The following is a 19362-nucleotide window of genomic DNA, read 5'->3' on the forward strand; positions in this document are numbered from 1 at the left end:
TCTTTTTTTAAAAAATTTGATCTTGTTCACCAACTTCATTATCGTCTGCTTTCGCTGACGCCGTGTCAGTGGATGCGCATTATAGGCACTTCTTTTTTTTTGGCAAGTGAAAAACAGCAATTCATTAATCGTTCGAATAAGCTTTAATCATCTAATACACTAATTCTCTGATATTTATCAAGATTATATTTAGATAATTTTTCCATCAATTTTTTAACTTGTTGGTTACATAATGTGCTCAAGACAATATTGTCTGTTGAAGATTGTGCTGTAACATTCTTTAGATCAAATCGCTCATTAAGTAATGAATAAACTCGAGAAGCGATCGCATTTCCCGAATCAATAAAAGTCGTATTAGGGAAAAGTAGTTTAAGTTCATCTTTAATAAATGGATAATGAGTACAACCAAGCACAATTGTATCAGGAATGACTGGTAGATTGAGCCATGGCTGCATTAGTATCTCAAGTTGCTGCATATCAACAGCAATGCCTTGTAATTTATTCTCTGCTATATAAGCTAATTCAGATAAACCAAGTAATTTAACATTACAATCAGGAGCAAACTCTTTAATTAAATTACTTGTATATGCTCTTTGAATTGTAGCTTTCGTCGCTAATAACCCAATACATTTATTTTTAGTAATTATGCTTGCAGGTTTAATTGCAGGTACAACACCGACAATAGGAAAAGAAAACTTTGAGCGTAAACTAGGTAAACAAATAGTACTTGCGGTATTACATGCAATGACGGCTAAATCAATTGAATATGATTCTATAATTGTATCTATTATATGACTTACTCGTTTAATTAAAAATTCAGAGGATTTGTCACCATAAGGAAACATCTCATTATCAAAGGCATAGATATACCGTAAATAGGGTATTTTATTGTAAATTTCGTTATAAATAGATAACCCACCAATACCCGAATCAAAAACTAATACTGTTGGAGTTTTTTTTACAATATTCATATGCAGTTAACGAAGGTTAAAAAATTAATCGAGCCATATCCTAAATTGATTAAAATTTTATGCAAGCAATTTTGTTTTAGGTAGTACTGGCTTTTTACAGAATAAATCATTAAAATAGACGTCTAGATGGTAAAACTGCCAAACATAAGTATTTCATACGATTATATTTAGAGCATTGCTCTAAATAAGTTAAAGAAGGTAACACATGTCAGAATTTTTATTTACTTCAGAATCTGTATCAGAAGGTCATCCTGATAAAATAGCCGATCAAATATCTGATGCAGTTTTAGATGCTATCTTAGAGCAAGATCCTAAAGCTCGAGTGGCTTGTGAAACTTACGTAAAGACTGGTATGGCATTAGTTGGCGGAGAAATTACAACTTCTGCTTGGGTAGATATTGAAGAATTAACTAGAAAAACGATTAATGATATTGGTTATACCAGCTCAGAAATGGGGTTTGATGCTAATTCTTGTGCTGTTCTAAATGCTATTGGTAAACAATCACCAGATATTAATCAAGGTGTTGATAGGCAGAATCCATTGGAACAAGGTGCTGGTGACCAAGGTATCATGTTTGGTTATGCTACAAACGAAATGCCTAATTTAATGCCTGCAGCAATTAGTTATGCCCATGACCTTATGCAACGCCAAGCTGAAGTGAGAAAAAATGGCACCCTCCCTTGGTTAAGACCTGATGCAAAAAGCCAAGTTACTTTAATTTATCAAAACGGAAAAATCCAAGGTGTTGATACTGTGGTTTTATCAACCCAGCATTCAGAAGGTATTGAACAAAAAGCTCTACATGAAGCCGTCATGGAAGAAATCATTAAACCAACGTTACCGGCGGAATGGCTAACTTCTAGAACGAAATATTTTATCAATCCTACAGGACGTTTTGTAATTGGTGGACCTATGGGAGATTGTGGTTTAACCGGCCGAAAAATTATTGTTGATACCTATGGCGGTGCAGCACGTCATGGTGGTGGTGCGTTTTCTGGAAAAGATCCTTCAAAAGTAGACCGTTCCGCTGCCTACGCAGCAAGATATGTTGCTAAAAATATTGTTGCAGCGGGACTTGCTGATAAATGCGAGCTACAAGTTTCTTATGCAATTGGTGTTGCTAACCCAACATCGATTTATGTCAATACTTTCGGTACTGAAAAAATTGAACATAATAAAATTATATCTTTAATTAAAGAATTTTTTGATTTAAGACCTTACGGATTAATTCAAATGCTAGATCTCATCCAACCAATCTATCAAAAAACTGCAACTTACGGCCATTTTGGTCGAGATATATTCCCTTGGGAAAAAACAGATAAAGCAACCATTCTTAGAGATGCAGCAGGATTATAAACGAATTCCAATTTATCTCCATAATCAAGTATTGGCTTGTTTAAGAACTCACTTAACTCAAGCCAATAATATATTAAATACTAATTATAAAGAACCCAAAGTCAGTTATAAACCTAAAGGTAGTGTTGCTGGATGTGCTTTTTTAACTCGCTGGGAAATTCAGCTCAATAGCATAATGCTTAATGAGAATGGAGAAAAATTTATTAATGAAGTTGTTCCTCATGAATTAGCACATCTCATTACCTTTCAAAAATTTGGAAAAGTAAAACCACATGGACAAGAATGGCAATATATCATGTCTGAAATAATGAAAAAGGAACCTAAAGTTACTCATAATTTTAATATTAAACGTAACGAATATGTCTATATTTGTAATTGCCAAGAACATTATTTATCACCAATACGACATAACAAAATTCGAAAGAATAAAACTAGTTATCAATGCCGTAAATGCGGTACTATACTAAAACTAAAAATATCTATTTAATTTTGAAGTAAAACATGCCTAATTTTGATACACATTTTTACAAAAGTTCCACAATTATTGTGATTTTAAGCTTTTGTTTATATATAGCAGGTAACTTTTTCATTCCATTGTATGGAAAATTGACAGTTAGCTTGGTCGAACATTTACAGTCTCTTTTCTTATTATTTATGTGCTGTTACACATATTTATATGCTAAAAAGGTCAAGAATCATGTAAATCTTTACAAATTTTGGGTTTGGACAATTTTCTGGTGGTTTATGCTTTTTGGCAGAGGAATCAGCTGGGGCCGTGACTTTTTCCCTGAGGTACCCCGTTTCTACTATAAAATAATTGCTGGTATCTTAATTGGAATACCTTTTTTAACAATATTTTTACCGACAATCCGTCAAGAGATAGTTCGCCGTTATAAATTTGAAAAAATTCCTGTCTGGCACATCTTTTTTGCTTTCCTCTTTCTAGGAATTGCTGATATTGCTGAACATCATCGTATTGGTCATCAATTTTTAGTCCTAAGCAACGAAAGAAAAGATCTTATTGAAGAGTTAATGGAAATACCTTGTCTTTTAAGTCTTGCATTAATAACTATTTATATGCAAAAAAATGAACAAGAGAGGTTAAACAAGCCATGTTAAGCTATCGTCATAGCTATCACGCGGGAAATCATGCAGATGTGTTAAAACACATTGTATTGACGTTATGTATTAATGCATTGAAAGAAAAAGAAAAGCCTTTTTTATATTTAGATACACATTCTGGCGCTGGTCGCTATTTACTACAAAGTGAACATGCTGAAAAGACTGGAGAATTTTTATCAGGAATCAATTTAATTTGGCAACAATCTGATACGCCAGAACTACTTAACACCTATTTATCTGTTCTGAAGCGTTATAATCCTTTCGATAATTTAAAATATTATCTAGGCTCACCTTTAATTGCTAAGCAATTACTAAGAGAGCAAGACAAACTTAATCTTACTGAACTTCACCCAACTGACTATTCCTTATTAAGACAAGAATTTAGTATAGATAAGCGAGCTAAAGTATTTAAAGAAGATGGATTTGCACAACTCAAATCAAAATTACCCCCTGAATCACGACGTGGTATTATTTTGATAGATCCATCATATGAGATAAAAGATGATTATCAAAAAATCCCAAAAGCATTAATTGAAGCATATAAACGTTTTGCAACCGGGGTTTATTTAATTTGGTATCCAGTTGTCTCTAGAACTCAAACACAAAAGATGATTGAGCAAATTATTAATTCAGGTATTAAAAGAATTTCACAATTCGAATTGGCAGTAAAACCCGATAATAATCAGAAGGGAATGACAGCTTCAGGTATGATTGTGATTAATCCACCTTGGAAGTTAAATGAGCAAATGCAAACAATTATGCCTTGGTTAAAAAACATTCTTGATACAGAGAAAACAGGAAATTATCTTATCAAAGAACTTGTTAGTGAATAATTTAAGCTATTTTTAAGTTAAAAATGCGAGATTTTCTCGCATTTTTTATTAAAACTTCAAAAATCTCTATTAAGGGAAGAAATGGCAAGCAAAGAGATAAATCCATAATATTAAAGTCAAAAGTAATGAAAGAAAAACAGCCGCGGAGCCATAATCCTTTGCTCGACCAGATAATTCATGTCGCTCACTTCCAATTCTATCAACCACACATTCAATGGCACTATTAATGAGTTCAACTATCATCACAAAGCCTATTGAACCAACTAATAAAATTCGCTCATAAATAGAAAAATCAATAAGCATTACAATAACATAAGCAAGAATTAACAAAATTAATTCTTGTCGGAACGCTGCTTCATTTATGATAGCTGATTTAAATCCCTTTAATGAGTACTTCGTCGCATTGATAATACGTTGTAGTCCTGTTGCTTTTTTCACAATAACTTCCCAAATTTAAAATTATCTTACATAGCCATAATTCATCAGACGCTGGAACCTTCTTTCAAGAAGCACAGGCAACTCCAAACTACCTAATTCATCAAGATCAGATAATAATTGCTTTTTAAGTGAGGCTGCAACAGCACTATAATCTCGATGAGCGCCACCTAAAGGTTCAGGGATAACTGCATCAATAAGTTTTAGTTTTATCAATTTATCTGCAGTCATATTCATTGCTTCAGCCGCCACTGGTGCTTTATCTGCGCTCTTCCAAAGAATAGACGCACAACCTTCAGGAGAAATAACAGAATAAGTGCTATATTGGAGCATATTAACTTTATCGGCCACACCTATTGCAAGTGCTCCACCAGAACCACCTTCACCAATAACAGTACAAATTGTTGGTACATTTAAACGAGACATTTCACGTAAATTACGAGCAATCGCCTCAGCTTGCCCCCTTTCCTCTGCGCCAATACCAGGATAAGCACCTGGTGTATCAATAAAGGTAATGATAGGTAATTTAAATCGCTCAGCCATTTGCATTAATCTCAATGCTTTACGATAACCTTCAGGAGCAGGCATACCAAAATTACGATAAATTTTTTGTTTAGTTTCACGACCTTTTTGGTGACCAATAACCATAACAGGTCGGTCATCAATACGAGCTATTCCACCAACAATTGCTTTGTCATCTGCGTAAGCTCTATCACCGGCCAGCTCATCAAAGTCGGTAAAAATTTCATTAATATAGTCCAATGTATAAGGGCGATTAGGATGTCGGGCTAATTGAGCTACATCCCAAGGTGATAAATTTGAAAATATCTTCTTAGTCAACTCACGACTTTTTTGATTCAACTGTTTAATTTCTTTATCTAAATTGATATCCAATTCAACTTGTTGCGAATCAATATTCTTTAAGGAATTAATTTTTGCTTCTAATTCCGCTATCGGCTTTTCAAATTCCAAAAAATTATTCATAACGCTTATGATTGCCTCTTGTATTAATTGTATTTAGTTAAAATACATTACTAAATTTAGTATACTGACTATTTATTAAAATAAAATTAAGTCAATTTTACTATGTAATAATCATTGAAGTCACCAATATTTATTATTAATGAACATCAACATTCCAAATGGCACAGCTAGCTTTTAATAGGTTAACTGCAACCATTAAATAAAAAAATCTGTTTTTTAATTAATCAAATTCAAAGTCCACTCGCTCATTTCCTAATAAAGTTTTCAACTCTATTATTAGCGCATCTTCAGGCACAATCCGCCAAGTTGTACCAAATTGAAGACGTACCACAGAATCTTCTCTATGATAATAGAGATTAATCGGGACACTACCATGTCGATAAGGTTCTATAATTTGTTGTAATCGCTGTAAAATTGGACGGTTAACTTCAGCGTCAGATAAGGTTAAAGATAATCCTTTAACATACTTAGCCCTAGCATCTTTTAAGTCGACAATATCGCGAACCGACATCTTAAATCCGCCATTAAAATCATCATGACTAACTTGACCTGAAACGATTAAAATTTTATCTTTCACTAACAAATGACCAAACTTTTCCAATGCGTCAGAAAAAAGCAAGCCATCAATTCGTCCAGATCTATCGTCTAAAGTGAATAATCCAATCTTATTACCTTTTTTAGTTATTCGAACTCTGGCATCAACAACAATACCGGCAAATGTTGCCATTTTCCCCCATCCAGTTGGAGCCGCTTCACTTATTCTAACTCCACCAGAATATCGATTAAGTTCTTTTAAATATTGCGTAACTGGATGGCCGGTTAAATATAAACCTAAGGCTTCTCGTTCACCTTCAAGTAATACTTGTTCGGGTAATTCAGGAACAGCAGCATAAGCATTTTCAACTTGTTCTGGCTCCTCAGCTAATACACCAAACATATCTTCTTGCCCAATGGTTTGAGCTCTAGCATACTGATCTGCTGCTTGCATGGCGTCATTGATACTATGCAAAATAGCCGCTCTATGAGGACCTAATTTATCAAAAGCTCCAGCCATAGTTAATTTCTCTAACACGCGCCGATTGATTTTCTTCATATCTGTTCGAGCACAAAGCTCAAAGATATTTTTAAAATAACCACCACTATTACGTGCTTCGACAATAGCCTCAATTGGGCCCTCACCAACGCCTTTTATTGCACCAATACCATATACAATTTCGCCTTTATCATTCACATGGAAATGATAAAGACCACTGTTAATATCAGGAGGATTTACTTGCAGCCCCATTCTTAAACACTCATCAACAAGACCCACAATTTTATCTGTATTATCCATATCAGCAGTCATTACGGCTGCCATAAATTCGGCGGGGTAATGCGTTTTCAACCATAATGTTTGATATGAAACAAGTGCATAAGCAGCTGAGTGAGATTTATTAAAACCATATCCAGCAAACTTCTCAACCAAATCAAAGATATGCATGGAAAGTTCACCATCAACACCTTGTTTCTCAGCGCCTTCTTTGAAGACCGAACGCTGTTTGGCCATCTCTTCTGGTTTTTTCTTACCCATTGCTCTTCGAAGCAAATCGGCGCCACCAAGTGTATAACCCGATAGCGTCTGAGCAATCTGCATAACTTGTTCTTGATATAGGATGATACCATAGGTCGGTTCTAAAATTGGTTTAAGTGATTCATGCTGATGATTTATATCAGGATATGATACCTCCTCCCGACCATGTTTACGGTCAATAAAATTATCTACCATGCCTGATTGCAACGGACCCGGTCGAAATAGCGCAACTAAAGCGATCATATCTTCAAAACAGTCAGGTTTTAAACGTCTGATCAAGTCTTTCATTCCGCGCGATTCCAGTTGGAATACAGCTGTTGTCTCAGCTTTTAATAATAATTGGAATGATTCGTCATCATCAAGTGGTATGCGAGTAATATCAACTGGTGGTTTTCCATCTTTTAATCGGCGCTCATTAATCATTTTAATAGCCCAATCAATAATGGTTAAGGTCCGTAACCCTAAAAAGTCAAATTTAACAAGCCCTGCGTATTCAACGTCATTTTTATCAAACTGTGTTACTGGGTGATGACCTTCGGGATCGCAATAAATAGGAGAAAAATCGGTAATCTTAGTCGGAGATATTACTACACCACCGGCATGTTTACCTGCATTTCGAGTTACCCCTTCTAATTGTCTGGCGATATCAATGAGAGACTTAACTTCTTCGTTGTTATCATAAAGCTCTTGAAGTTGAGGCTCAACTTCAAATGCTTTAGCTAATGTCATACCCGGATCAAGTGGAATTAATTTTGAAATACGATCAACAAATCCATAAGGATGACCAAGAACTCGTCCTACATCGCGAATAACTGCTTTAGCAGCCATTGTACCAAATGTAATAATTTGAGATACTGCATCGCGACCATACATATCAGCAACGTGATCAATAACCATATCACGCTTTTCCATACAAAAATCAACATCGAAATCCGGCATTGAAACCCGTTCTGGGTTTAGAAAACGTTCAAAAAGTAGGTCAAATGCTAATGGATCTAAATCAGTTATCTTTAGAGCATAAGCAACTAAAGAACCGGCTCCTGAACCACGTCCTGGGCCAACAGGAATATCATTATCTTTTGACCATTGAATAAACTCCATGACGATCAAAAAGTACCCAGGAAAGCCCATTTGGTTTATTACGTTTAATTCAGTTTCTAACCGCTCATCATACTCAGGACGTCGCTGTTTTCGAACTTCTGGATCAGGAAAAAGAAACTCAAGCCGCTCTTCTAAACCTTCACGTGATTTATGCACCAAAAAATCTTCGGTTGACATATCACCCGTAGGAAACTGTGGTAAAAAATATTCGCCGAGTCGAATAGTCACATTACATCGTTTAGCTATTTCAACACTATTTTCCAATGCCTCTGGAATATCGGAAAACAATTTGCACATTTCTTGTTCCGATCGTAAGTATTGCTCGGATGAATAGTTTTTCGGCCTACTTGGATCTTCAAGTGTATTACCATCGTGGATAGCTACTCGAATTTCATGCGCTTCAAAATCAGAAGATGATAAGAAGCGCACATCATTAGTCGCCACAACCGGTAAGGAATATTGTTCAGCGAGTTTAATTGCGCTATGAATAAATAACTCTTCATTGGCGCGATTTGTACGGACTAATTCAAAATAGAAATGTTGATTAAAATTTTCTAAATAGTAAGTGATCGCCTCATCAATAATCGCTTGATTATCGCGAATAACACCAATACCAATATCACTTTCACGACCAGCTAATATGATTAAACCTTCTCGATGGATAGTTAGCCATTCTTGATCAACAACAGGCATATCACCAATATAGCCTCGTTGATAAGCTTTTGAAATTAATAAGGTAAGATTTTGATAGCCTGTATTATTAGCGGCTAATATTGTTAATCGATAAATATCATCACTTAGTTGTGAACTTTTAATTGCTAAGTCAGCACCAATAATGGGTTTAATGCCTTTTCCCATGGCTGATCCATAGAACTTAACTAGTCCACAGAGATTGGTAAAATCAGTAATTGCAAAAGCAGGCATTTGCAATTTACTTACTTCATTGACTAAAGCACCTACTTTAGCGATACCATCAACCATTGAAAAATCGCTATGCAAATGAAGATGAATAAACTTAGGTTCGGTCATATTTACCAAAAGTAATTACACAAAAAATTAGCCACAATTATAGCACAAACCAGACGAATATTCTTATTGCTTTATTTATCAAAAAATCGACTAATAAAACAATAAATAAAACTTCCGTTATAAAGAACGGAAGTTAATCAAATTAGTCTTAAAAATTATAAAAAGTTATTTGCGCCGTAAACCTTCAGCATTAGCTGCTTTTATCGCAGCAAATACTGTTTCTGGAGAAATTTCTGCAGGAGAATTATGAATTGATTCACCTTCAGCACAAGCTAAAATTGCCACTTGCATCAAATTATCATCGCTAACATTAGCTAATCCAATTTCTGCTAGCGTAGTTGGCAATCCAACTGACTCACAAAAATGATAAACAGTCTCGATCATTTCAGGATCGCTATCGATTAGCATTAACATAGCAAGCGTACCAAATGCTACTTTTTCACCATGCCAATAATTATGCGTTGCTTCTAATGCTGTAAATCCATTATGAATGGCATGGGCAGCTGAAAGCCCACCACTTTCAAACCCCAATCCGGAAAGAAGTGTATTAGCTTCAATTACATGTTCTAGGGCTGGAGTTACGACTTTTTGTTCACAAGAATTTTTTGCCTGAACACCATAGTTAAGTAATATTTCAAAACAAAATTTTGCTAACGCAAATGCAGTCATTGGACCTGGTCGTCCAGTCATATTCCCAGCTTTTGATTGTCTACAATCTTCGGCCTCAAACCATGTTGCTAAAGCATCTCCCATACCGGCAACTAAAAATCTTACAGGAGCATTAGCGATAACTTTTGAATCAACTAATACTACATCAGGATTTCTGGGTAACACAAAATATCTTTTAAATTCACCAGTTGGCGTATAAATTACTGATAAAGCACTACAAGGCGCATCTGTAGAGGCAAGCGTAGGGACCACAACACAAGGGTAGTTAATAGTTGCTGCAACCGCTTTCGCTGTATCAATAACCTTCCCCCCACCTATACCTACAATCACATCAATATTTTGAGATTTAGCTAACTCAATTATCCTTGCAATCTCTTCATCACTACATTCTCGATTAAAAATATCTACGATACTTTCAATATTACCTGATAGTGATTTTTCAATAGTTTTAGATAAATTTTTATGTGCAGATGGACTTTCAAGTAATAATGCTTTTTTTCCAAGCCTTGCTAACTCTTGGCCTAGGCTATTTTCAATTGCATTAAAACCTTGAATGTAACGATTTGGAAAAAGTGCAGTAGTAATCATAATAACAGCTCCTAAAAAATAAAAAATCCTGCATAGATAAATCTTATTATTTTAAGAAATATTTCTATCTATATTATTAGATAAAAACATACGCTTTTATCATTAATATACTACTAAATATTTTAAAAAATGAGGTGTATGCCACATTTTTTATTGTGAAATGTATTATTGAAAAATGAAAAAAGGAAATAGTTGCTTCCCATCACCAAATCGTGATGGGAAAAATGGAGATTAAATCTTCTTGAATAAGACTGAACCGTTAGTACCACCAAAGCCAAATGAATTACAAAGTGCATATTCTAAGTTTTTCACTTGACGAGCTGTGTGTGGAACATAATCAAGATCACATCCCTCATCAGGATTATCTAAATTAATTGTTGGAGGAACAGCCTGATCATGTAATGCAAGTACAGTAAAAATAGACTCAACCGCACCAGCTGCACCTAATAAGTGCCCAATCATTGATTTAGTTGAACTTACCATTACTTTATTGGCATTTTCTTTAAAAATGCTTTTAACTGCTTGAGTCTCAGCTTTGTCACCAGCAGGAGTTGATGTACCATGAGCATTAATATAGCCAATATGTTCAGGTGTTATTCCTGCATCACGAATCGCACATTTCATAGCTAATGCCGCTCCGCTTCCATCCGCTGGAGGTGAAGTCATATGATAAGCATCACCACTCATACCAAAACCAACTACTTCAGCATAAATCTTAGCACCACGCTTTTTAGCATGTTCATATTCTTCTAGGAACATGATACCTGCACCGTCACCAAGCACGAAACCATCACGATCTTTATCCCATGGTCGACTTGCAGCTTTTGGGTTGTCATTATTCGTTGACAAGGCACGCGCAGCCCCAAAACCACCGATACCAAGAGGAGTACTCGCTTTTTCACCACCACCGGCTAACATCGCATCGGCATCACCATATGCAATCATACGCGCTGCATGACCAATATTATGTACTCCAGAAGAACAAGCGGTAGCAATAGTAATACTTGGACCTTTTAATCCGTAAATAATTGATAAGTGACCAGCGATCATATTTACTATAGTCGATGGTACAAAGAAAGGACTAATTTTACGTGGTCCACCATTAACTAATGCACTATGATTTTCTTCAATTAATCCTAGTCCACCAATACCTGAACCGATAGCACAACCGATTCGCTCTGCATTTTCTTCCGTAATTTCAATACCCGCATCTTGCATTGCTTGCATACCTGCTGCAATACCGTATTGGATGAAATAATCCATTTTACGAGCATCTTTACGTGAAATATTATAATCTTCGCCATCAAAGTTTTTAACCATCGCTGCGAAGCGCGTTGCAAAAGGGGCTGTATCAAAGTGTTCTATAAGTTCTACACCACTTTGACCAGCTAATAAAGCTTGCCAAGTAGAATCAACTGTATTACCTACTGGAGATATCATGCCCATTCCAGTAACAACAACTCTGCGTTTAGACACATTGTCCTCCAGAAAAGGATTGAAATGAAATTTGAATCATTGAAAATTTTTTATGAGTTTTCAAAATTAAATTGGAATCCACTCTATAAAAATAGAGATATAAATACAAACTAGGCGATCATTTGACCGCCTATTATGAAAACTCTGCTAACCTTATTGATTTGCAGTAATATAATCAATTGCTGATTGTACAGTTGTAATTTTTTCAGCTTCTTCATCAGGAATTTCAGTATCAAATTCTTCTTCTAAAGCCATTACTAATTCAACTGTATCAAGAGAGTCAGCGCCAAGATCTTCAACGAAAGAAGATTCATTTCTAACTTCATCCTCTTTAACACCAAGTTGCTCAACAATAATTTTCTTAACTCGCTCTTCAATAGTGCTCATACTCTTTTTTTTCCTATAAATATCGCCGAAAGTGGCGGTGAATGTAAGTTTATAAAATGTTGAAAAAGATGCCAATCATTTTTCAACCCAATTGCTTATTTTTTGTTCAAAACGTGAAATTATTGACTCATTTTACACTATTCTGATCAATTACACCATATACATGCCGCCATTGACATGTAAAGTTTCACCCGTAATATAAGATGCCTCATCAGAAGCAAGAAACGCGACTGCATTAGCAATTTCAGCGGGTTCACCTAAACGCCCTGCTGGCACTTGTGCTAATGTTAACGCCTTTTGTTCATCAGTCAATGCTTCTGTCATATCAGTTGCAATGAACCCTGGTGCTACCACATTAACCGTAATACCTCGAGATGCAACTTCACGAGCTAATGATTTACTAAACCCAATCAATCCAGCTTTTGCAGCCGCATAGTTAGCTTGGCCTGCATTACCCATAGTACCAACAACAGATCCTATAGTAATAATTCTACCATAACGTTTTTTCATCATAGTACGCATTAATGCTTTTGATAAGCGGAATACAGACGTTAAATTAGTATCTAAAATATCTTGCCACTCATCTTCTTTCATTCTCATTAATAAATTATCACGAGTGATACCTGCATTATTAACAAGAATATCAATATCACCAAATTCCGTTTTAATTGTATTAATAACTGATTCAATAGATCCTTCATCGGTCACATTTAGCGCTAAACCTTTACCTTTAGTGCCTAAATATTCACTTATTGCTTGAGCACCTTTTTCGGTTGTTGCAGTTCCAATAACGGTTGCGCCACAAGCAACTAATTTTTCTGCAATTGCCTTCCCGATCCCACGGCTTGCGCCAGTAACTAAAGCAATCTTTCCTGATAGGTTCATAACTACCCCTTTTACCTTCTATTTAGTATTTTCTATCGCAACATCTAATGATGCTTTATCATTAACAGCATAAGCCGATAATGAATCAACGATTCGTTTAGTTAAACCAGTTAAAACTTTGCCTGGTCCGATTTCAACTAACATTGTTACACCTTGTTTTGCCATATCCTCTACTGTTTCAGTCCAACGAACAGGGCTATATAGCTGAGCGATTAATGCTGTTTTGATTTTGTCTGCTGATGTTTCAACTTTAACATCAACATTATTAATTACTGCAAATTTAGGGGCATTGAATGTGATATTATTTAATGCTACCGCTAATTTATCAGCGGCTGGTTTCATCAAAGCACAATGTGAAGGCACGCTAACTGCCAGTGGTAATGCTCGTTTAGCGCCAGCCTTTTTACACAGAGCACCTGCTCGTTCAACCGCTTCTTTATTACCCGCAATAACAACTTGACCTGGTGAATTAAAATTAACTGGTGCAACGACTTGACCTTGAGCCGCTTCGTCACAAGCTTTACGGATCGAATCGTTATCTAAACCAATGATAGCAAACATTGCCCCTGTACCACTTGGTACAGCTTCTTGCATTAGTTTTCCACGTAGCTCAACTAATTTAATCGCATCTTTAAAATCAATTACGCCAGCACATACCAATGCTGAGTATTCGCCTAAACTATGGCCTGCCATAAATTCTGGTTGAGCGCCATTAATACTTTGCCAAACACGGTAAATAGCAACAGATGAAGCAAGTAATGCTGGTTGAGTTTGCCAAGTTTTATTTAATTCCTCAGCAGGACCATCTTGCACTAAAGCCCATAAATCATAACCTAACACTTGTGAAGCTTCATCAAAAGTTGACTTCACAATTGGATAGTTTTCAGCAAGATCTTTTAACATACCTACAGCTTGTGAGCCTTGTCCTGGAAATACCATTGCAAATTTGGTCATTTTGAAATCCTTGATTACTTAAAATAAGTTATAAATTAAAATTTAACGAGTGCAGAGCCCCAAACGAAACCACCGCCGAAAGCTTCTAACAATATTAACTGCCCTCGTTTAATACGGCCATCTCGCACACCTGCATCTAAAGCGCAAGGTACCGATGCAGCAGAAGTATTACCTTGTTTATCAAGCGTCACAATAACCTTACTCATATCCATATCAAGACGTTTAGCCGTAGCTGAAATAATTCGTAAATTAGCTTGATGAGGAACTAACCAATCTAAATCTGATTTATTAAATGCATTCTCGGATAATAGCTCATCGACTAAATTTGAAAGTTCTTTGACTGCAATTTTAAATACTTCATTGCCATGCATTGTCATATAAACTGGATCATTAAGTGAACGACGATCGACATATGGATATTTTAACAATTCACCATAACGACCATCAGCATGAAGATGAGAAGCAATAATTCCTGGTTCTTGTGAAGCACCCACTACAACAGCTCCTGCACCATCACCAAAAATAATAATTGTCCCGCGATCACTTGGATCAACACCACGAGTTAACATATCTGAGCCAACCACTAAGGCATATTTAATTGCACCACTCTTCACATATTTATCCGCAATATCAAGCGCATAAATAAATCCTGAACAAGCAGCTGATACATCAAATGCAATTACATCACCCAGATCCAATTTGGCCTGTAATTCAGTAGCTGAACTTGGAAAAGCATTAACCGATGTTGCTGTTGCAACAATAATCAAACCAATCTCTTGTTTATCGATTTTCGCCATTTCAATCGCATTAATCGCCGCTTCATAAGCCATACTAGTAACGGTTTCATCGGGTGCTGCAATGCGTCTTTCTTTAATACCAGTACGGGTAGTTATCCATTCATCACTAGTATCGACCATTTTTTCAAGATCGGCATTGGTTCTTATTTGTTTTGGAAGATAGCTTCCTGTTCCTAATATCTTTGTATACATCTAATTATTCGCTCTTAGGTAGTGCAGAAGAAAGACTATTGGCAATCTTCTCAGGTATATTCGTTTCGATAGCTAAAATAGCTTGCTCAATTGCTGCAAAAAATGATTTTTGATTGGCACTACCGTGACTTTTAATCACAATACTTTGAAGTCCAAGTAAACAGGCACCATTATATCGTCCAGGATCTAAATAACCAAAATTTTTTACTATTTTTCGTTGAAGCCATTTACTCAAAAATTTCATAATTAATGAGTTTTGCCCTAATAGCATTTTAAATGATGACATGAAAATTTTGATTAATCCTTCTACTGTTTTGAGCGTCACATTTCCAACAAAACCATCACAAACAAGCACATCAGTTTTACCGGTCAACAGCTCATTGCCTTCTAAATAACCGATATAATTAATTTGATCATTGGCTTTCAAAATAGACGCCGCGGCACGAATTTTATCTAGCCCCTTAATATCTTCTTCACCAATATTAAGCAGAGCAACGCGCGGATTTTTAATATGAAGGACTGATTTTGCTAGTATTTCGCCCATTATGGCAAACTGCACTAGCATATCACTATCGCATTCTGCATTAGCACCTAAATCAAGCACAACAGTATTTTGGTTATTTAACGCAGGAATGGTGGCAACTAATGCCGGGCGATCGATACCAGTTAAAGAATGCAACAACAGCTTAGATAGCCCCATCAACGCACCAGTATTACCGGAACTGACACAAGCCTGAGCCTTACTACTTTTCACTAACTCTAATGCAATCCTCATTGAGGAACCTTGGCTATGCCTAATTGCATATGATGGTTTCATATCGTTAGCGATGATCGCAGTAGATTCAGTTAACATCAAACGACCATTTTCTTGATATTGAGTAACCAGCTTTGCATTTTCTTTAGACAAAAAAAAGCCAACTTCCTTTAAATCACCGACAAGAAAGATAGAAAGGTTTGAATAATGGTGTAATGCTTGAATTGCAGCAGGAACAACAATACGAGGACCGAAGTCCCCGCTCATAGCATCTAACGCAATGGTTAGATTATCCAAAATGTCACCTGAAGATTTCTAGTTACTAAATAATTATTTAGAAATCACTTTACGACCGCGATAATAACCATCAGCGGTTACGTGATGACGTAAATGTGTTTTACCTGATTCATCAACTGAGATATTAGCAACAGTTAATGCATCATGAGAACGACGCATACCACGTTTTGCACGAGTTTTACGATTCTGTTGAACAGCCATGGATTTACCCCTTATTCTTTAAACTAACTAAAATTGCAAATGGATTTGGTTTTTCATTCTCCGCTGGAATTTCACCAAATACCATATCTGCCTCTGACACTTCGCAGTGTTTACTATCATGCACCGGCGCAATTGGTAATGAGAGAATAATTTCGTCCTCAATTAACGCTAATATATCTACTTCACCAAACTCGTTAACTAAAACGGGTTCATAATGTTCCGGTAATGCCTCTGCTTGAGCATCGCTCTTAACAGGGCTGAATTTATTCATCACATGGACTTCAGTGATAAAAGGTTTAAAACAACGCTGACAAATCAACTCAAGCGTCATTTTTGCATCAATGGTGATAACGCAAAGTCTTTGTTCATCATAATCAAAAGATAGATGACATTCGATATCACTTTTTGGACTTTCAATCCTCGTTGCACTTTTTGCTGGATAATATCCAACATAATCAAGTCTTTTTTGTGCTGCTTTGATTGGGTCAATTGTTAATGGTAATTTATTTTGCATAAGATATGCATGTCTACCTTAAAAATTATTAAGTGCAGCTAAAAACCACACAAAGCCATAAGGCGCGCATATTACCTTTAAATCACTGTTTCGTCAATGGGTAAGCACAAGATAATTTGTTTTCATTATTAATTATTCCTTTAATATTTATCATTTTTATTTCCTGACATTAGTATTAGAAAAAAAAGTTGAGGAGCGGGGTTTTTTAATATCCAAAATCGTTATTTATTTGATCATTGAAATTCTATTCACTTAATAGAAATCGCTTTCCCAATTTCAAATTTAAAGCAAATTAATTATGATAGCCGCCCAAAACTGTCTTTTACTATGGCTTGAAAATCATCGAAATTTAGACTATTTAGTAACCGCTTAGTTGATCTTTCTTTAACAAAATTAACCACTAAATTATAGATTCGCATCGCATCTTCATATTCATCTTTACTGATTGCTAATAAGAAAATAACATGCGCAATCTCATTTTTATTCCATTCAATACCTTGAGGAGCCAAAATAGTTGTTACCACTGTCTTTTTAGCCAACAACCCTACTGAATGGGGAATAGCAATATTTTCACCAATTAAGGTGGATACAATATTCTCTCGCTCCACCACCGATGGATGAAAATCTGGTCCAACATATCCTGATTTCTCAAGGCGCTGACAAATTATCTGAAACAGTTCATTTTGTGTCATTGGCTTATCAATAATTAGGAAAAACTTTTCATTAAAAAAGCGCTCAATAATATATGGCATTGTACGATCTACCATAGACAATCGCCCTAATTGTTCAAGTTGATAAGGTGTTGGAAATGGCGCTATTTTTACTATTTGCTTATCTTTTTCGGTCAAGCGAACGGTAGAAACAACAAAATCTCCCTCTTTTATATCTAGCAACTTGTTTAGTTGACCATGGCCACCTCATAATGAACAGCCAATAAATAAACCTCTTCCATTGGAAGATTATTGAATAGTTCTACTGTTTTACGCGAAAGAGCTAAAGCTTGCTCTGATAATTCATCAAATATAGTGGGATCGACTTCGGGGAGTTTTTCTAAAGTTTTTGCTCTTATTACCATCGCTTTAACATGTGATAACAGCATCGCTTTTTGCACATCATTTTGAGTGATTTGATGCTCAGCTAACCAATGATTAATGATTTTTATCGTTTGCTCAGTAACAACTTCGGGATCTAAATCATCTTCGACCATTCGGAATTGTGGCATAGTCATTATTATTCTCTTGTTTATTTATAAGATGACTTAGCCTAAATGAAATAACAATCAATGTGGAGAGAGACTTTTTCCTATTGCAAAAGGAAATTTATTGTCATGATGAGTGAGTTCTGTAACTAACAAGGATTGTCGTGTTGGATAAGTAATTGAGTAAATTGATTTCAAACTTAATCATTAAAAACGATTAAAAACGTCATTAACACCCTAAATTAATATTAAAAAACCCCGTTCCTCAACTTTTTTTATGGTGACCGGGGTTTTTATGTTAAAGCTGAATTTTGTGGAGAAGATATATAACCAAGATCGTTTTATTAAAAATTACCAGCTACCGGAGGCACCACCTCCACCGCTAGAACCTCCACCGCCGCTGCTAAAGTCGCCGCTATCGCTAAAACCACCGCTAGAATCACCAAAATCGTCACTTCCTCCGTGACTATTTCCTCCTTCGCCAGCTCCAGGAGTTAAAAAGTTGCTAACCAGAAGGCTGAAAAAAAATACGACAAACATTATAAAAAACAGAAAAAATGCTATCTCAAGTATATATTCCACATGCCAAAGAGTGTATCCAGCAACAGATAATGCGTTAAATAAACCAGTACGAAAACATTGTTTGGTTTTATCTTTACGATACAATAATTTGGCAAGTATAAAACAAATAACGAATGACACCAGCGCATAATAAGCAAAGTTTTCTGTAAATAACCGTTCAACCCTGAGGCCTTGTTCATTATCTTCACATTTCGGGGTAGGATTATCGATTTTTTGTTTCAGCACAGATAAGGCATTATCAATACCTTGATAATAGTTATTTTGTCGAAATTCTGGCGCTAATTGCTCACGAATGATTTTACTGGCCACTAAGTCGGTAATAGTTCCTTCAAGCCCATAACCAACCTCAATTCGCATGAGTTTATCATCTTTGACAATAACTAATAAAATACCATTGTCTTGTCCTTTTCGACCGATTTTCCATTGAATAAAGACTCTATCTGCGTATTGTTCTACCGTTTCATCA

General features: G+C 35.7%; 19 protein-coding genes and 1 pseudogene. 4 read left to right on the plus strand and 16 right to left on the minus strand.

Going from position 1 to position 19362, the window contains the following annotated elements:
- Positions 1-143: 143 nt before the first annotated feature.
- Positions 144-971 carry a glutamate racemase gene (gene murI / locus J3U00_RS11360; RefSeq protein ID WP_267332447.1) on the minus strand — a complete coding sequence of 276 codons (828 nt, stop codon included), beginning with the start codon at positions 969-971 and terminating at the stop codon, positions 144-146.
- A gap of 205 nt (positions 972-1176) precedes the next feature.
- Here murI and metK point away from each other — a divergent pair, with 205 nt between their 5' ends.
- The 4 genes from metK (at position 1177) to J3U00_RS11380 (ending at position 4283) form a co-directional block, all read left to right on the plus strand.
- Positions 1177-2328: a methionine adenosyltransferase gene (gene metK / locus J3U00_RS11365; RefSeq protein WP_065735192.1), complete on the plus strand. Its 1152-nt coding sequence runs from the start codon at positions 1177-1179 to the stop codon at positions 2326-2328.
- On the plus strand, positions 2312-2815 hold the full coding sequence (locus J3U00_RS11370) for a SprT family zinc-dependent metalloprotease (RefSeq protein WP_065735193.1): 504 nt from the start codon (positions 2312-2314) through the stop codon (positions 2813-2815). Before metK ends, J3U00_RS11370 begins: the two co-directional genes overlap by 17 nt.
- Positions 2816-3072: 257 nt before the next feature.
- Positions 3073-3447, plus strand: coding sequence for a hypothetical protein (locus J3U00_RS11375; protein ID WP_267332448.1), 375 nt, complete (start codon positions 3073-3075; stop codon positions 3445-3447).
- Positions 3441-4283 carry a 23S rRNA (adenine(2030)-N(6))-methyltransferase RlmJ gene (locus J3U00_RS11380; RefSeq protein WP_267332449.1) on the plus strand — a complete coding sequence of 281 codons (843 nt, stop codon included), beginning with the start codon at positions 3441-3443 and terminating at the stop codon, positions 4281-4283. The genes J3U00_RS11375 and J3U00_RS11380 overlap by 7 nt, the downstream gene beginning before the upstream one ends.
- A 69-nt stretch (positions 4284-4352) precedes the next feature.
- Here the strand turns inward: J3U00_RS11380 and J3U00_RS11385 are convergent, their stop codons facing one another.
- From J3U00_RS11385 to J3U00_RS11455, 15 genes and pseudogenes are all read right to left on the minus strand, one after another.
- Positions 4353-4724 carry a diacylglycerol kinase gene (locus tag J3U00_RS11385; protein WP_081299430.1) on the minus strand — a complete coding sequence of 124 codons (372 nt, stop codon included), beginning with the start codon at positions 4722-4724 and terminating at the stop codon, positions 4353-4355.
- An 18-nt stretch (positions 4725-4742) separates the two neighbouring features.
- On the minus strand, positions 4743-5702 hold the full coding sequence (gene accA, locus J3U00_RS11390) for an acetyl-CoA carboxylase carboxyl transferase subunit alpha (protein WP_065561842.1): 960 nt from the start codon (positions 5700-5702) through the stop codon (positions 4743-4745).
- Between the two features lie 220 nt (positions 5703-5922).
- Entirely contained in the window at positions 5923-9402 is a 3480-nt protein-coding gene (dnaE, locus tag J3U00_RS11395; protein WP_267332450.1) for a DNA polymerase III subunit alpha, read from the minus strand.
- A gap of 165 nt (positions 9403-9567) precedes the next feature.
- Positions 9568-10659: a glycerol dehydrogenase gene (locus J3U00_RS11400; protein WP_267332451.1), complete on the minus strand. Its 1092-nt coding sequence runs from the start codon at positions 10657-10659 to the stop codon at positions 9568-9570.
- A gap of 231 nt (positions 10660-10890) precedes the next feature.
- Entirely contained in the window at positions 10891-12135 is a 1245-nt protein-coding gene (fabF, locus tag J3U00_RS11405) for a beta-ketoacyl-ACP synthase II (protein WP_267332452.1), read from the minus strand.
- Between the two features lie 153 nt (positions 12136-12288).
- Positions 12289-12522 (minus strand): acyl carrier protein, encoded by a 234-nt coding sequence (acpP, locus tag J3U00_RS11410; protein ID WP_065561838.1) that lies wholly within the window; start codon positions 12520-12522, stop codon positions 12289-12291.
- 150 nt (positions 12523-12672) lie between these two features.
- The gene (fabG, locus tag J3U00_RS11415) at positions 12673-13407 is read right to left on the minus strand and encodes a 3-oxoacyl-ACP reductase FabG (protein ID WP_065561837.1); all 735 of its coding nucleotides are present in this window, start codon (positions 13405-13407) and stop codon (positions 12673-12675) included.
- An 18-nt stretch (positions 13408-13425) separates the two neighbouring features.
- A complete protein-coding gene (fabD, locus tag J3U00_RS11420) occupies positions 13426-14361 on the minus strand; it encodes an ACP S-malonyltransferase (RefSeq protein WP_267332453.1) in 936 nt (311 codons plus the stop codon).
- Positions 14362-14396: 35 nt separating this feature from the next.
- Positions 14397-15350, minus strand: a complete 954-nt coding sequence (locus J3U00_RS11425; protein WP_065561835.1) for a beta-ketoacyl-ACP synthase III — start codon at positions 15348-15350, stop codon at positions 14397-14399.
- 4 nt (positions 15351-15354) lie between these two features.
- A complete protein-coding gene (gene plsX, locus J3U00_RS11430) occupies positions 15355-16401 on the minus strand; it encodes a phosphate acyltransferase PlsX (protein WP_267332454.1) in 1047 nt (348 codons plus the stop codon).
- A 33-nt stretch (positions 16402-16434) separates the two neighbouring features.
- Positions 16435-16602, minus strand: a complete 168-nt coding sequence (gene rpmF, locus J3U00_RS11435) for a 50S ribosomal protein L32 (RefSeq protein WP_025316508.1) — start codon at positions 16600-16602, stop codon at positions 16435-16437.
- 4 nt (positions 16603-16606) lie between these two features.
- Positions 16607-17116 carry a 23S rRNA accumulation protein YceD gene (gene yceD, locus J3U00_RS11440; protein WP_065561834.1) on the minus strand — a complete coding sequence of 170 codons (510 nt, stop codon included), beginning with the start codon at positions 17114-17116 and terminating at the stop codon, positions 16607-16609.
- 296 nt (positions 17117-17412) lie between these two features.
- A pseudogene (locus tag J3U00_RS11445) lies at positions 17413-18006 on the minus strand (PTS sugar transporter subunit IIA); the annotation flags it as partial.
- Between the two features lie 8 nt (positions 18007-18014).
- The gene (locus tag J3U00_RS11450) at positions 18015-18344 is read right to left on the minus strand and encodes a hypothetical protein (protein ID WP_267332456.1); all 330 of its coding nucleotides are present in this window, start codon (positions 18342-18344) and stop codon (positions 18015-18017) included.
- A gap of 321 nt (positions 18345-18665) precedes the next feature.
- A partial coding sequence (locus tag J3U00_RS11455; RefSeq protein ID WP_267332457.1) for a TPM domain-containing protein occupies positions 18666-19362 on the minus strand: 697 nt, incomplete at its 5' end.

Origin of the sequence: Gilliamella sp. B3127, assembly GCF_026536935.1 — a bacterium.
Lineage (GTDB): Bacteria > Pseudomonadota > Gammaproteobacteria > Enterobacterales > Orbaceae > Gilliamella > Gilliamella apicola_E.

Excerpts from the sequence above, each read along its gene's own strand:
- murI (WP_267332447.1), bottom strand. The coding sequence starts at position 971 with ATGAATATTGTAAAAAAAACTCCAACAGTATTAGTTTTTGATTCGGGT.
- metK (WP_065735192.1), top strand. The coding sequence starts at position 1,177 with ATGTCAGAATTTTTATTTACTTCAGAATCTGTATCAGAAGGTCATCCT.
- J3U00_RS11370 (WP_065735193.1), top strand. The coding sequence starts at position 2,312 with ATGCAGCAGGATTATAAACGAATTCCAATTTATCTCCATAATCAAGTA.
- J3U00_RS11375 (WP_267332448.1), top strand. The coding sequence starts at position 3,073 with ATGCTTTTTGGCAGAGGAATCAGCTGGGGCCGTGACTTTTTCCCTGAG.
- J3U00_RS11380 (WP_267332449.1), top strand. The coding sequence starts at position 3,441 with ATGTTAAGCTATCGTCATAGCTATCACGCGGGAAATCATGCAGATGTG.
- accA (WP_065561842.1), bottom strand. The coding sequence starts at position 5,702 with ATGAATAATTTTTTGGAATTTGAAAAGCCGATAGCGGAATTAGAAGCA.
- dnaE (WP_267332450.1), bottom strand. The coding sequence starts at position 9,402 with ATGACCGAACCTAAGTTTATTCATCTTCATTTGCATAGCGATTTTTCA.
- J3U00_RS11400 (WP_267332451.1), bottom strand. The coding sequence starts at position 10,659 with ATGATTACTACTGCACTTTTTCCAAATCGTTACATTCAAGGTTTTAAT.
- acpP (WP_065561838.1), bottom strand. The coding sequence starts at position 12,522 with ATGAGCACTATTGAAGAGCGAGTTAAGAAAATTATTGTTGAGCAACTT.
- fabG (WP_065561837.1), bottom strand. The coding sequence starts at position 13,407 with ATGAACCTATCAGGAAAGATTGCTTTAGTTACTGGCGCAAGCCGTGGG.
- fabD (WP_267332453.1), bottom strand. The coding sequence starts at position 14,361 with ATGACCAAATTTGCAATGGTATTTCCAGGACAAGGCTCACAAGCTGTA.
- J3U00_RS11425 (WP_065561835.1), bottom strand. The coding sequence starts at position 15,350 with ATGTATACAAAGATATTAGGAACAGGAAGCTATCTTCCAAAACAAATA.
- rpmF (WP_025316508.1), bottom strand. The coding sequence starts at position 16,602 with ATGGCTGTTCAACAGAATCGTAAAACTCGTGCAAAACGTGGTATGCGT.
- yceD (WP_065561834.1), bottom strand. The coding sequence starts at position 17,116 with ATGCAAAATAAATTACCATTAACAATTGACCCAATCAAAGCAGCACAA.
- J3U00_RS11450 (WP_267332456.1), bottom strand. The coding sequence starts at position 18,344 with ATGACTATGCCACAATTCCGAATGGTCGAAGATGATTTAGATCCCGAA.